The sequence below is a fragment of the Polaromonas sp. genome (genome assembly GCF_018780625.1).
Taxonomy (GTDB): domain Bacteria; phylum Pseudomonadota; class Gammaproteobacteria; order Burkholderiales; family Burkholderiaceae_C; genus Polaromonas.
Window position 1 is genome coordinate 1 of the sequence record NZ_JADMJK010000062.1, and the last position, 12,989, is coordinate 12,989.

The 12,989-nt window shown below is 63.6% G+C and carries 12 protein-coding genes and 1 pseudogene; 9 read left to right on the forward strand and 4 right to left on the reverse strand.

The features are described 5' to 3' along the window. Positions 1-1,030, forward strand: a 1,030-nt coding sequence (locus IV091_RS05660) for an AMP-binding protein (protein ID WP_293466293.1), incomplete at its 5' end; no start/stop codon positions are given. A gap of 359 nt (positions 1,031-1,389) precedes the next feature. Here the strand turns inward: IV091_RS05660 and IV091_RS05665 are convergent. Both IV091_RS05665 and IV091_RS05670 read right to left on the reverse strand, forming a co-directional pair. After that, positions 1,390-2,382: a DMT family transporter gene (locus tag IV091_RS05665; protein ID WP_293466296.1), complete on the reverse strand. Its 993-nt coding sequence runs from the start codon at positions 2,380-2,382 to the stop codon at positions 1,390-1,392. Between the two features lie 480 nt (positions 2,383-2,862). Continuing rightward, positions 2,863-3,339 (reverse strand): MarR family transcriptional regulator, encoded by a 477-nt coding sequence (locus IV091_RS05670; protein ID WP_293466298.1) that lies wholly within the window; start codon positions 3,337-3,339, stop codon positions 2,863-2,865. Between IV091_RS05670 and IV091_RS05675 the strand changes: the two genes are divergently transcribed. After that, the gene (locus IV091_RS05675) at positions 3,328-3,903 is read left to right on the forward strand and encodes a DUF2798 domain-containing protein (protein WP_293466300.1); all 576 of its coding nucleotides are present in this window, start codon (positions 3,328-3,330) and stop codon (positions 3,901-3,903) included. The genes IV091_RS05670 and IV091_RS05675 overlap by 12 nt on opposite strands. A gap of 40 nt (positions 3,904-3,943) precedes the next feature. On the opposite strand, the gene IV091_RS05680 is transcribed toward IV091_RS05675, so the two are convergent. Then, positions 3,944-4,684 (reverse strand): hypothetical protein, encoded by a 741-nt coding sequence (locus IV091_RS05680; RefSeq protein ID WP_293466303.1) that lies wholly within the window; start codon positions 4,682-4,684, stop codon positions 3,944-3,946. Positions 4,685-4,916: 232 nt separating this feature from the next. On the opposite strand from IV091_RS05680, the gene IV091_RS05685 reads away from it, so the two are divergent. From IV091_RS05685 to IV091_RS05715, 7 genes and pseudogenes are all read left to right on the forward strand, one after another. Then, complete coding sequence (locus IV091_RS05685) at positions 4,917-5,231, forward strand: hypothetical protein (protein ID WP_293466305.1); 315 nt, start codon at positions 4,917-4,919, stop codon at positions 5,229-5,231. 54 nt (positions 5,232-5,285) lie between these two features. Continuing rightward, complete coding sequence (rtcA, locus tag IV091_RS05690) at positions 5,286-6,323, forward strand: RNA 3'-terminal phosphate cyclase (protein ID WP_293466307.1); 1,038 nt, start codon at positions 5,286-5,288, stop codon at positions 6,321-6,323. A gap of 78 nt (positions 6,324-6,401) precedes the next feature. Next, positions 6,402-6,914, forward strand: coding sequence for a type 1 glutamine amidotransferase domain-containing protein (locus IV091_RS05695; protein ID WP_293466309.1), 513 nt, complete (start codon positions 6,402-6,404; stop codon positions 6,912-6,914). A 218-nt stretch (positions 6,915-7,132) separates the two neighbouring features. Further along, positions 7,133-7,477 (forward strand): hypothetical protein, encoded by a 345-nt coding sequence (locus IV091_RS05700; protein WP_293466311.1) that lies wholly within the window; start codon positions 7,133-7,135, stop codon positions 7,475-7,477. A 13-nt stretch (positions 7,478-7,490) separates the two neighbouring features. Continuing rightward, positions 7,491-7,898: a hypothetical protein gene (locus IV091_RS05705; RefSeq protein ID WP_293466313.1), complete on the forward strand. Its 408-nt coding sequence runs from the start codon at positions 7,491-7,493 to the stop codon at positions 7,896-7,898. 197 nt (positions 7,899-8,095) lie between these two features. Beyond that, a pseudogene (locus tag IV091_RS05710) lies at positions 8,096-8,917 on the forward strand (hydroxymethylglutaryl-CoA lyase); the annotation flags it as partial. A gap of 123 nt (positions 8,918-9,040) precedes the next feature. Further along, entirely contained in the window at positions 9,041-10,234 is a 1,194-nt protein-coding gene (locus IV091_RS05715; protein WP_293466367.1) for a CoA transferase, read from the forward strand. Between the two features lie 53 nt (positions 10,235-10,287). Here IV091_RS05715 and mgtA read toward each other — a convergent pair whose 3' ends face one another. Beyond that, positions 10,288-12,879 carry a magnesium-translocating P-type ATPase gene (gene mgtA, locus IV091_RS05720; protein WP_293466315.1) on the reverse strand — a complete coding sequence of 864 codons (2,592 nt, stop codon included), beginning with the start codon at positions 12,877-12,879 and terminating at the stop codon, positions 10,288-10,290. Positions 12,880-12,989 lie beyond the last annotated feature (110 nt).

Sequence of the window (12,989 nt, forward strand, 5' to 3'; positions counted from 1 at the left end):
GTACACCAGCGGCACCACCGGCCGCAGCAAGGGCGCGATGCTGTCGCACGGCAACCTGCTGAGCAACGCGCTGGTGCTCAAAGACTACTGGGGCTGGAAGAAAGGCGATGTGCTGATCCACGCCTTGCCGATTTTTCACGTCCATGGCCTGTTCGTGGCGCTGCATGGCGCGCTGATCAACGGCAGCAAGATGATCTGGATGTCGAAGTTCGACCCCAAGCGCGTGGTTGAAAAACTGCCCGAGGCCACCGTGTTCATGGGCGTGCCCACGCTCTATGTGCGCCTGCTGGCCGAGCCGGGGCTGACGCAGGAAGCCTGCCGCAACATGCGTTTGTTCGTGGCCGGCTCCGCGCCGCTGCTGATTGAAACCTTCAATGACTGGAAGGCGCGCACCGGCCACACCATTCTGGAGCGCTACGGCATGTCCGAAACCGCCATGCTCACGTCCAACCCCTACCAGGATGGTGAGCGGCGCGGCGGCACGGTCGGCTTTGCCTTGCCCGGCGTCAGCCTGCGCGTGCAAACCGACGACGGCCAGCCCCTGCCGGTCGGCGAGATTGGCGGCATCCAGGTCAAGGGGCCCAACATCTTCAAGGGCTACTGGCGCATGCCCGAAAAAACCAAAGAAGAGTTCACGGCAGACGGCTATTTCAAGACCGGCGACGTCGGCAAGATCGACGCCGACGGCTACATCACCATCGTCGGGCGCAGCAAGGACCTGATCATCAGCGGCGGCTACAACGTCTACCCGGCCGAGATTGAAGGCTACATCAACGACATACCCGGCGTGGCCGAAAGCGCACTGGTGGGCGTGCCGCACCCCGACTTTGGCGAAGCCGGCGTCGCCGTCGTCATTGCCAAGCCCGGCGTCACGCTGGACGCGGGCCAGATCCTGGCCACGCTCAAGTCCACGCTGGCCAACTTCAAGATCCCCAAGCAGTGCTTTGTGGTGAACGAGCTGCCGCGCAACACCATGGGCAAGGTCCAGAAAAACCTGCTGCGCGACCAGTACAAGGGATTGTTCGCCTGAGCTCTGCACAGCCCCGCGATAGCGAAAAAGGGGCAGTCATGGATGGCTGCGCTGTGCTTCCATGAGCCAGCCCCGATTCGTCATCGCGAACGAAGTGCGGCGATCCATCGTCGAAAAAGCGCAGTCATGGGTGGCCACGCTGTGCTGTCCCTGAACCGCCCCCGACTCGTCATCGCGAACGAAGTGCGGCGATCCATCTTCGAAAAAGCGCGGTCATGGATTGCCTCGCTGTGCTGTTCCTGAACTGCCCCCGACTCGTCATCGGGAACGAAGTGCGGCGATCCATCGTCGAAAAAGCGCAGTCATGGATTGCCGCACTTCGTTCGCAATGACAGGGATAGATTGCACCGGTTCAGGGTTCAGGGTTCAGGGTTCGTGTGCAGTTCTGAACCGGAACTGGATGCGCGCAATGACCGGGATGGGCTACCGCGCTGCGGCAAGGTGGCCAGCACCACGCCCGCCAGCGCAATGGCAAACGCGCCCATCTGCGTGCCGGTCAGGGTTTCGCCCAGCACCAGCACGCCGACGGCCGCCGCGCTGACCGGCAGCAGTACCGTGAACACGCCCGCCTGGTTGGCCGGAATGGTCTTGAGCCCGGTCATCCACAGCCACACCGTCCAGACGCTGGCCGCCAGCGCATAAAACACCAGCAGTAGCCAGCTTGGCGCCGCCACGGCCGCAAAGTCAAAGTCCCAGGCCACCCACAGGCCCAGCGGCGTGACGAGTGCAAAGCCCCAGAGGTTGATCAGCGCCGTGATGCGCTTGGGGCTGAGCACGCCAGTGAGCTTTTTGCCAATCACCGCATAGGCCGCCTCGCACAGCACCGCGCCCACCAGCAGCAAATTCCCCAGCCAGGCATTTTTATGCATCAAATCGGCCTCTGGCCCAACAGCAGCGTTGGCAAGCAGCTCTGGTTTTGATAGCGAAACCAGCGCCACGCCCAGCACCGCGCAGGCCACCGCGCCCCACACCCGCAGGCTGATGCGCTCGCGCAGAAAAATCCAGCTCATCACCGCCACTGTGGCCGGTATCGACGCCATGATCACGCCCGCCGCCACCGCGCTGGTCATGCTCACGCCGTACAGCATGCAGATAGAAAACAAAAAATTGCCCAGGAACGACTCCAGAAACACCAGCTTGCGCGTCTGCGGGCCCATGGGCGCTTCATGCGCCGGCTTTTGCAGCCATGGCAGCATGGCTAGCCCGCCGATGCCAAAGCGCAGCCACGCCAGCAAAAACACCGGCAGCGCAGCCACCAGCGGTTTGGACAAGGCCACATAGCTGCCGACCAGCGCCATGCTCAGCGCAAGGCAGCTGTAGGCCAGCCACGGGGAAAGAGGAGGGCGCGGCATGGGGAAAGTTCCTGGGCGGGTCAATCAAACAGTGGCAAGAAGCGGCCTTTGGGCCGGGGACGAGTGGAGCGGGCCAAGGTGGCTCGGCTGGGGTAGGTTCGGGGCAGTTTACCGGAGAGGATTTGCGTGCGGCTGGACTTCGATGCCCCACTGCGCCGTCAACGCTATTAGGAGGCAAGCGTGCACTGCGCGCCCGACTTGGGCCACGTCAGCCACCGAACTTGCCGGGCGGGTGCTGGCTGCGCATGCCGGGCCTGGTGCTGGGCATGACTTGTTACTGGCGGCGAGACTTTTTGTAGTCTTTGGCCTGATGGCGGGGCATCAGGCCGGCTTGTCGATGGACGCAAAGAGCGGCGTATCCGGCCCCTGCATTCCTTTGCATCACTGCAAGAGCTGGCTCCAATGCTGCTCTTTGGCTCGTCAAGAGCGGGTCATGAACGACCGTTGACTGGAAACCAACGACCGCTTGCGAGCATCAACTCACTCGTCTTCACCCACCACGCCGATCCGCGCGCGAAGTTCGTTCAGCAGTTGCGCCAACTGCTCGCGCTTTTCGGCCCCGATCCCGCCGAGCATGTCGGTGGCCAATTGCGCCTCAATGGCCGAAAACCATTGGCATTTTTCTTCGCCTTCGGGGGTCACCGTCAAGCGCCAAACCCGCCGGTCGCGCTCGTCCGGGGTGCGGACCAGGAAATGGCGCTCCTCCAGTTCGCGAATCAGCCGCGCGACCTGTCCCTTGTCCCGCCCCATGGATTGCACCACCTGCTGCTGCGTTCCCCCCGGGTTGCGCAGGCACAGGCACAGCGCGCGCAAATGAAGCGGTCCCAGTCCTTGCTCGGCCTGATCCTGCATGCGGGTTTTCAGCACCTGCTGGGCGCTCCCGAACAAGGTCATGAACGCCACGAAGGTGGAAAGGGTGGAGGCGCGGTCGGCCTCGGGGTGGGCTTGTTCGGTCATGATTTATTTGTAGTTGACAATATCAACGAAAAGACTATAATGTTGCTATTGTCAACTATTTTACCCAACATGCAAACTACCAGCAGCGCCAGCACGAATCCAAAATCTTTTTCAAGCGTGATGCGCAAAATTCTTCCCCATGTGCTGCTGCTGCCTTCTGTCGCGTTGCTGCTCAGCGCCGTGATGACATGGGCCAATGTGGGGTTTGGCGATGAATTTCTGCCCCGGTGGGGGCGAAGCTTCATCACCAGCCTGGTGGTGCTCCCCTTGATTTTGGTGAGCCTTGGGGCACTGGAACGCATCGTTGACAGAACGCTCACTTCAAGGCATTGGGTGGGGCGCAAGCTGGTGGTGGCGATGCTCACGGCTTTGGCCATAGAAAGTGTGCTGGCGCTGGTGGTGACCTTGATCAACAACCCCATGGACAGCAGCTTTGGCCCGGCCTGGTGGATGGCATTCAGCCGCTCCTTGCCGGCCGGGGTGCTGATTGGATTGTTCATGACCTTTTACATGAAGCCGAAAATGGACCGGATGGCGCAAGCAGCAAGGTCTGCACGCGCCTGATTCCGCCCGGGCCGGGCCGCCGCGCGGTGTGGCCTGCCGGCTAGGCAGCCTGGCGCCACCGGCCGGAAGCCGGGCACACACTGGCCGGTGCGCCGTTCAGCCAGACTTGCTCTTCGTACAGCTGCAACGCGGTCGAAGGGTCAATGTCGAAGGCGATCCGGAGGGCGTGGCCGACATGGGCATCCTCGATGGGAAGTTCCCATGTCAGGAACACCTGGGTGCAATCGTGGCCGGGTGGGAAGTCAGCCGCATGAAAGCCGCTGCTGCGGCGTTCAATGACGGCGTGGGGCTGGCCGGTATCGAATATCACCGCTGTCCCCCGGGTCAGCGGGATTCGGTGACCTGTAGACGGAAAGTGCAGGTCCAGATCCTTGTCCTCGCTCAGGAACAGATTGCAAAAGGCCGCACCGCCATAGTGCGCGCCGTCATGGTGGTACTTTGCACCGCGGCAGGCCATCAGGGCCACGTCACAGGAGGTCAGCACCTCACGCAGGCCGAGCGTGCGCGTCCAGTCGGACACCGCCTGCACGCAGTGCCTGTAGTCCGGCCAGCGCGCACGCGCGCGCGCCAAAGGCAATGCCTCAACGTCGCCGGATTCCAGGCCCAGGCGCAACGATATATCCCTTTCCCAATCTGCCACCAGCCTTGTTGGAGGGGCGGGCACATCCAGCGTGCTTGAGCGCACGACGTCACTCACGCTTCGGCTGCGGATGGCATCGCCGCTCCAGAAATAGGAAGCAAGGCGGTCTGGTGCACGATGCAGTGGAGGGGGAGGACTCATCCGGACGAGTGTAGGGCTGCGCGAACCAGCTTGACATCGTTCAATTTCGTTCAACCTCGTTCCATTGGTACCTATTCAATGCGGGTTGATGACCTGGAAACGGCTCTTTCATTTGGAAGCAGCTATTTGAACAATATAAGAGCCCAATCCTTCCCGTGCTCAAGTAATTGTCCTTGGTCAAGGGCGATTGAATGCTTGAGACGTCACCCTTCTTCTGGCTTCAGGAGGTTCTATGGGCCAAGTACATCACCCCCCTCATTTTTCCCATTTTTATTCGCACGAGTGGCCTGAATTCCGCGCGAAACTGCTTGCCAGCTTCAAGCGGTATGGCCTTCACTTTGGCATTGCAGCGCTGATTGCAGTCGCAGCCTTGATCATGATGAAACCCCTGGCAGAGGTGAACATGCCGCAGAAGGTGGCAGAGATTTCTGACGCGACGAGCAATGCGTCTTTGGTATCTGCGCCCTCAGCTGGCTACTACCTTCCCGGGGAGTTCCATGAGCAGCAAAAAAACGCCAAAACTGAAGAGTTTCCGCCCCAGTTCTAAGTCGGATCGGCGGCTTTTGCCGCGCCACCTGCGTTTGAAAAACCGGGACCGAAGATGATCGAGATCGACGGTTCCCATGGCGAAGGCGGCGGGCAATTGTTGCGCATGGCGGTGGCCCTGGCGGCTATCACCGGGCAGGGCTTGCGCGTGCGCAATGTGCGCGCCAGGCGGTCCAATCCGGGGCTGGCGCCGCAGCACCTGGCGGCGGTCAAGGCGGTTGCGGCCTTGTGCGGCGCCGAGGCAGAAGGCCTGCAAGTCAAGTCGCAGGAGATCGTCTTTCATCCCCAAGGTCTGCGTGGCGGGGAATTCCAGTTTGACGTGGGCACCGCCGGCAGCGTGACGCTGGTGTTGCAGGCTGTGCTGCCGGTGGCGCTGGCGTGCGCGCAGCAGGTTGTCGTGCGCATCACGGGCGGAACGGACGTGCGCGACGCGCCGCCGCTGGATTATTTTCGCTACGTGTTCCTGTCGCTGTTGTCGCGGATGGGCGGGCGCGTGTCGATTGCGGTGGAAAGGCGTGGCTACTACCCCCGCGGGGGTGGTGAAATCCGGCTGGAGGTGCAGGCGGGCGCAAGCCTGCAGCCGCTGGTGATGGAGACACGGGGCGCGCTGCGCGAGCTTGGCGGCATTGCTCATACCGCCAACTTGCCCGCGCACATCACAGCACGCATGGCGCGGGCAGCGCAGCAGGCGTTGCCGCTGCTTCCGGCGCCGCAGATCGAGCAGCAACTGCTGGCCTGGCCGCGGGCTATGGGGCAGGGCGGCGCGATAGTGCTGTGGGCGCTGTCGGAGGGCGGTGTGCTGGGGGCAGCGGCAACGGCGCAGCGCGGGGTGCCGGCGGAGCGCCTGGGCGACGAGGCTGGCCGGGCCTTGCGCGCCGAAATCGAGTCCGGCGCAACACTGGATGTGCATGCCGCAGACCAGCTGCTGGTCTATGCCGCACTGGCAAACGGGCTGTCGCGGTTCACCGCGCGCACGCTGTCCTCCCATGCCCGCACGACCATGTGGCTGATCGAGCGTTTCCTGCCGGTTGAATTTGACGCGGCCCAGGCGGGGCTGCTCTGGCGCGTGGACTGTCGCCCGCGCTTGCAGTAGATCAAGCTGCGCATGCGTCGGGTCGATACGATCAAGCCAAAGCGCGCCGCCACTTTTGTGTGAAAGGACTCACCCGCCATGAAAGCGCTCATCATCAGTGCGGACCACTTTGAAGACTCCGAGCTTCTGGTGCCTTACTACCGACTGCTTGAAGCGGGGATCGAGGTGGACATCGCGTCCATCAGCCGCGGCAAGATCAACGGCAAACATGGCTACCAGGTAGACGCCAACAAGGCGCTGAAGGACGTGAACCCGGACGACTACGCCCTCCTGGTGCTGCCGGGCGGCAAAGCCCCGGCCGCCATCCGCAAGCAACTGGCGGCCGTGCGCATTGCACAGGCTTTTTTTGCAGGCAACAAGCCGGTTGCGGCCATCTGCCATGGCCCGCAAACGCTCATCACCGCCGGCCTGCTGGGCGGGCGGCGCGCCACCTGCCACCACTCTGTGGCCGAGGAAATGCGCGAGGCGGGCGTCCTGTACGAGGACAGCGACGTGGTGGTGGACGGCAAGCTCGTGACGTCCCGGCAGCCTTCCGATCTACCCGCTTTTATGCGGGAAACCATCAAGCTGCTGGCGCCGCCGACCAAGTAGCCATAGTTCATTGCCTGGTCCGGGGCAATGACCCACGCGGTGTCGATCACGCCGCCATGGTTCAGCAAGGAAGAGCCCTCTTTTAGGAAAAAACTGACCCCCTATTTCATCCTGCCTGGTCAACATGGCGTGCTATAAATAATGGCCGACGCGGTTCGGCTGGAGCCTCTGGGCTCGCTCCTGCATGCAGCCCAATGACAAGGGACAAGGAGGTCGCAATGCGCAGTTATTCGATTTATCCCATCCTCGGCGCCGCGCTGCTGGCATCGGCGCAGCTTGGCCTTGCACAGGGTGGATTGGTCAAGATCACATCCCCGGCAGAAGGCAGCACGCTGGATGCCATGGCCCAGAACAAGGTGGACTATGAAGTCATGCCCGGCCCCAATGGCGACCATGTCCACCTCTATGTGGATAGCAAGGAGGCCGCCATCCTGCGCCAGCTCAAGGGGAGCTACACCCTGGCAACCCTTTCGACCGGCCCGCATGACATCTGCGTCAAGGTCGTGAACAAGGCGCATACGCCCATCGGGCTGGAGCAGTGCGTCAAGGTGAGCGTCAACTAGCCAACGAGCCACCATGGACCTGCAAAACCTGAGCTATGCGGCGATCCAGGTCGTGCACAATTTTGGCGCCGTTGCCGTGGTGGGCAGTGCCGCCTGTGCGTTTTGGCCGGGGCTGGCCTGGATGCGAAAACCTTTGGCATGGGCCATGCTTTTGGGATGGGCCGCGCAAGCCGCCAGCGGCGGCGCTTTCGGCGGCGTCAGTTGGCTTTATTACGGGCGCTTTCCGGATATCCACGGGATCGCGGTGGCCGCGCTGCTGATCAAGATGGCCTGCGCCGCTGCCGGATTCATGCTCGCCGCCGCGTATCTTTATCGCGGTGCAGGGTGGAGCGAGCGGGCGCAGTTGGCGACCTGGCGCGCGCTTGCCACGCTGGCCGTGACAGCGCTGACCGCAGCCGCGTTTTTGCGTTGGTTTTCCTGAATATTTCGTTAAACCAGCGCGCTGAGCGTTCTTGCGGCTTCCCGCACTTTTTGCACGTGGCGATCGTCGTGACGCTCGGCCGGCACGGTCAGCGCCAGCACCGCCGGCGTTGAACACCGGCGCCGAAATTCCGGCCAGGCCCGCCAATGCGTAAAAATGTGGTTCCAACTTACAGAACTACAAGGCCATTGCAACCCATGTCTCATCCTCCGATATTGATCAGCGAAGTTGGCCCACGCGACGGTCTGCAATCTGTCAAGGGCACGATGCCCACGGCTGACAAGCTGCGCTGGATTGATGCGCTCTATGCCGCTGGTGTGCGGGAAATCGAAGTCGCTTCTTTCGTGCCGGCCCGGTTGCTGCCGCAAATGGCTGACGCGGCCGAAGTGGTGCGCCATGCGATCACGCTGCCAGGCCTCACGGTGATGGCGCTGGTGCCTAACCGCCGTGGCGCAGAAGCGGCGCTGGCGGCCGGTGTGCACAAGCTCACCGTGCCGGTGTCGGCCAGCGCCGCGCATTCGCTGGCCAATGTGCGCAAGACGCGCGAAGAAATGGTTGAGGAAGTGCGGGCCATCGCGGCCTTGCGCCAGAGCATCGCGCCCCACGTCGGGCTGGAGGCCAGTATTTCGACGGCCTTTGGCTGCACGCTGCAGGGCCCGGTGGCCGAGGACGACGTGATCTGGCTCGCCGCGCAATGCATTGCGGCCGGGGCTGACGAGTCGGGCCTGTCGGACACCGTGGGGTATGCCAATCCGGCGCAGGTTCGCCGCCTGTTCAGGCGCCTGCGCGCTGAAATTGGCCGCCATGCGGGCGCGGCCCACATGCACAACACGCGCGGCCTGGGGCTGGCCAACTGCCTGGCCGCCTACGAGGAAGGCGTTCGCACCTTCGATGCGTCGCTGGGCGGCCTGGGCGGCTGCCCCTATGCGCCGGGCGCGTCGGGCAACGTCGTGACCGAAGACCTGGTCTTCATGTTCGAGGCCATGGGCCTGAGCACCGGCATTGACCTGGAAAAACTCATGGCTGCGCGCGCGCCGCTGATGGCCGGACTGCCGGGCGAGTCCTTGTACGGCATGACGCCCGAGGCGGGTTTGCCCAAGGGCTTTGTGCAGGGTGCACGCCTGGCGGAAACCGTCCAGCCAGTGCCTGAAGAAAGCCAGGACACGCCGCTGCCCTACGCCGGCATACGCGTCGTCGAGTTCACCCACATGGTGATGGGCCCAACCTGCGGCATGCTGCTGGGCGACCTGGGCGCCGAGGTCATCAAGGTGGAGCCGCTCGAAGGCGACAGCACGCGCCGCCTGCTGGGTTCGGGTGCCGGGTTTTTCCCAACCTTCAACCGCAACAAGAAAAGCATTGCGCTCGATTTGAAAACGCCCGAAGGCGTGGAGGCCGCGCGGCGGCTGATTGCCACGGCCGACATCGTCAGCGAGAACTTCAAACCCGGCACCATGAAAAAGCTCGGGCTGGACTACGAGACGCTTAAAAAACGGCACCCGCGCCTGATCTATGTCAGCCACAAGGGTTTCTTGCCCGGTCCCTACGACCACCGCACCGCGCTGGACGAAGTGGTGCAGATGATGGGCGGCCTGGCCTACATGACGGGCCGCAGCGGCGACCCCCTGCGCGCCGGCACCAGCGTCAACGACATCATGGGCGGCATGTTCGGCGCCATTGGGGCCATGGCCGCGCTGCGCCAGCGCGAACTGACGGGGCGCGGCACGGAGGTGCAGTCGGCGCTGTTTGAAAACAATGTGTTCCTGGTGGGCCAGCACATGATGCAGTTCGCTGCCACCGGCCAGGCCGCCGCGCCCATGCCCAGCCGTATTTCTGCCTGGGCGGTATACGACGTGTTCACGGTGAAGGATGGCGAGCAGATATTTCTGGCCGCCGTCAGCGACAAGCAATGGGCCGTTTTTTGCAAAGCCTTCGGGCTGGACGCGCTGATGGCCGACCCGCGCCTGAAAACCAATAATGACCGCGTGCTGGCGCGCGAATGGCTGATACCCCTCTTGCGCGCGCACCTGGCCGACCGCAGCGCGGCCGAACTCAGCGCGGTGTTTGAAGCCAATGAACTGCCGTTTGCACCCATCACCCGGCCCGAGGCGCTGTTTGATGACCCGCACCTGAACGCCACCGGCGGCCTGGCACCGGTGCGCATGAACGACGGCAGCGAGTCCAAAGTGCCGCTGATGCCCTTCACGCTGGGCGGCAAGCGCCCCGGCATCCGGCTGCAGCCGCCGCTGCTGGGTGAGCACAGCCACGAACTGCTGCAGGAACTGGGCTATGGCGAAGACGCCATCCTGGCTTTTCAGTCGACTCAGGTCAACTATTAAATCCTGAATCACCACTTTGGCGGGTGGCGGGGGCGGCATCGTGGGTCCTATTTTTACCGGTTCGCGTTTTCCCCGCGCGCGTAGAACGACTTTTTCGCGACCTCGACGGCCAGAACATAGGCCAGCGTCAAGCCGACCATGGCCAGCACCAGTGGGGCGGGGAGGGGAACAAAGCCGAAGATCGAACTGAACGGCAGATACGGCAGCACCAGCGCAATGGCAATCACGGCCACGGTGCTGCCCAGAAGCAGATTCCCCGGCCGGCTGCGGTAGAAGGGGCGGCGCGTGCGCACCACCAGTGCGACCACCAATTCGGTCAGCAGCGACTCCAGAAACCAGCCGGTCCGAAACTCCTCTGGCGCCGCCTTGAACAGCCACAGCAGCACCCCGAAAGCCAGCAGGTCGAACACGGAACTGAGCAGCCCGAACAGCACCATGTAGTCGCGGATGAAGGCCGTGTCCCAGCGGCGGGGCTTTTCCACCCACTCCTTGTCGACCCGGTCGCCGGCAATCGCGGCGCCGGGGATGTCGGACAGGAAGTTGTTGAGCAGGATCTGCGAGGCCAGCAGCGGCAGGAAGGGCAGGAAGACGGACGCGGCGGCCATGCTGAACATGTTGCCGAAGTTGGCGCTGATCGTGGTCAGGATGTACTTGAGCGTGTTGGCGAAGGTTCTCCGGCCTTCGTCGATGCCCTGGCGCAAGATGCCCAGGTCCTTGCGCAGCAGTATGAAATCCGCAGCGTCCTTGGCCACATCTACTGCCGTGTCCACCGAAATGCCGACGTCGGCCGCGTGCAGCGCCAGGGCGTCATTGATGCCGTCGCCCATGTAGCCGACCACATGGCCGGTCTTTTGCAGTGCCAGGATGATGCGCTCCTTCTGGTTCGGGTCCACCTCCGCAAAGACGGCGGTGCGCCCGGCCGCATGCATCAAGGCCTCATCGCCCATGTCATTGAGTTCGCGGCCCGTCATGAGGCCTTCGATCGGGAGCTTGACCGCCTGGGCGATATGGCGCGCGACCTTGCGGTTGTCGCCGGTGATGATCTTGAGCTGCACGCCGCGCTGCGCCAGGTCAATGAGGGTCTGCTGCACGCCGGGCTTGAGCGGGTCCATGAACAGCAGGAAGCCGGCAAAGCAGAGGTCTTGCTCGTCATCGCGTGTGTAGGGTGTGCTGCGCGCCGCTACCCGCCGACTCGCCACGCCGAGTACGCGGTAGCCCTGGCCGCTCCACTCTTCAAAGTGCGCGTCGAGGCGCTCGCGCAGGGGAGCATCAAGCGGGGCCTGGTCGCTGCCCGCACGGGTGCACTGCGCCAGGACTTTGTCGAGCGCCCCCTTGGTGATCAGGGTGTGCACGCCGGCGGCATCGGCGGCCACCACGGACAGGCACTTGCGCACAAAGTCATAGGGAATCTCGTCAACCTTTTTCACCGCGCCCAGGTCCGTGCCGGCCTGGTGCGCCGCGGCCATCACGGCCCCGTCCAGCGGGCTGGCCAGCCCCGACTGGAACTGCGCATTGATGCCGGCAAGCCGCAAGACCGTGGCGCTGGGCTGTCCGAAGATGTCGACCGCGCCGTCAAGCGCCACCACGCCCACCGTCAGCGTGCCGGTCTTGTCGGTGCACAGCACGTCCATGCTGCCGAGGTTTTCAATCGAATTGAGCCGGCGCACGATCACGCCCAGCCTGGCCATGCGCTTGGCGCCATGCGACAGCGTGATGCTGACAATGGCGGGCAGCAGCTCCGGCGTGAGTCCCACTGCCAGCGCCAGGGCAAACAGCAGCGAGTCGACCGGCGGCCTGGCCATGAAGATGTTGATGGCCAAAACCAGGACCACCATCACCAGCATGATGCGCGTGAGCAGGTAGCCAAAGCGCTGAATGCCGCGCTCGAACTCGGTCATGGGCGGGCGCAACGCGAGCTTGCCCGCGATCTGACCGAAAACGGTGGATTTTCCGGTTTGCGCGACCAGCATGCGCGCCGTGCCGCTGCTCACGCTGGTGCCCATGAACACGCAGTTGCTGCGCTCGGCCAGGCCGGCTTTCTCCGGCACCACGCCGGGCTTTTTTTCGACCGGAAAGGTTTCGCCGGTCAACACGGCCTGGTTGACGAAGAAGTCCCTGGCCTCCAGCACCACGCCATCGGCCGGGATCAGGCTTCCAGCGGACAGCAGCACCGTGTCGCCTTGCACCACGCGGTGCGAAGGCAAGGTTCTGGCCTGCCCGTCACGCAACACGACCGAATGGACCGTGACCTTGGAGCGCAGCTTGTCGATCGCGTTGCCGGCAATGTATTCCTGGGTAAAGCCGAGCAGGGTGCTGCCAAAGACCACCACCAGCACCACGCCCGCATCAACCCATTCCGCGGCCACCAGCGAGATGACGCAAGCCACAATCAGGATCAGCACCAGCGGACTTTTGAACTGGTTGGCCAGCAAGCCCAGCGCGCTGGCCTTTTGCAGCGTCTGGAGCGCATTGGGCCCGCTGCGCTTCAGGCGCGCGCCGGCTTCGCGCTGGGACAGCCCGTTGGCATCAGATCCCCATTGCGCCATGAGCTTGTCGGCGGGCAGGCGCCAGTACGCGCCCGCGTCGGCTTGTTTGTCAGGACTTGACGGCCGCGCCGGTTGAAACAGCCTGGAAAAGAAGTGCATCGTTGCTTCCCAAACACACGGCCGCAAATACGGGGTGGCGCGGTGTCGCGGTGGGATGGGCCAGGCGCCAGCGTATTACCCCGGAATATCCGGCTCCACCAGGCGCGCGA

Coding starts and splice junctions, on each gene's coding strand:
- IV091_RS05665 (WP_293466296.1), bottom strand. CDS start 2,382: ATGCCGCGCCCTCCTCTTTCCCCGTGGCTGGCCTACAGCTGCCTTGCG.
- IV091_RS05670 (WP_293466298.1), bottom strand. CDS start 3,339: ATGACCGAACAAGCCCACCCCGAGGCCGACCGCGCCTCCACCCTTTCC.
- IV091_RS05680 (WP_293466303.1), bottom strand. CDS start 4,684: ATGAGTCCTCCCCCTCCACTGCATCGTGCACCAGACCGCCTTGCTTCC.
- IV091_RS05685 (WP_293466305.1), top strand. CDS start 4,917: ATGGGCCAAGTACATCACCCCCCTCATTTTTCCCATTTTTATTCGCAC.
- rtcA (WP_293466307.1), top strand. CDS start 5,286: ATGATCGAGATCGACGGTTCCCATGGCGAAGGCGGCGGGCAATTGTTG.
- IV091_RS05695 (WP_293466309.1), top strand. CDS start 6,402: ATGAAAGCGCTCATCATCAGTGCGGACCACTTTGAAGACTCCGAGCTT.
- IV091_RS05700 (WP_293466311.1), top strand. CDS start 7,133: ATGCGCAGTTATTCGATTTATCCCATCCTCGGCGCCGCGCTGCTGGCA.
- IV091_RS05705 (WP_293466313.1), top strand. CDS start 7,491: ATGGACCTGCAAAACCTGAGCTATGCGGCGATCCAGGTCGTGCACAAT.
- mgtA (WP_293466315.1), bottom strand. CDS start 12,879: ATGCACTTCTTTTCCAGGCTGTTTCAACCGGCGCGGCCGTCAAGTCCT.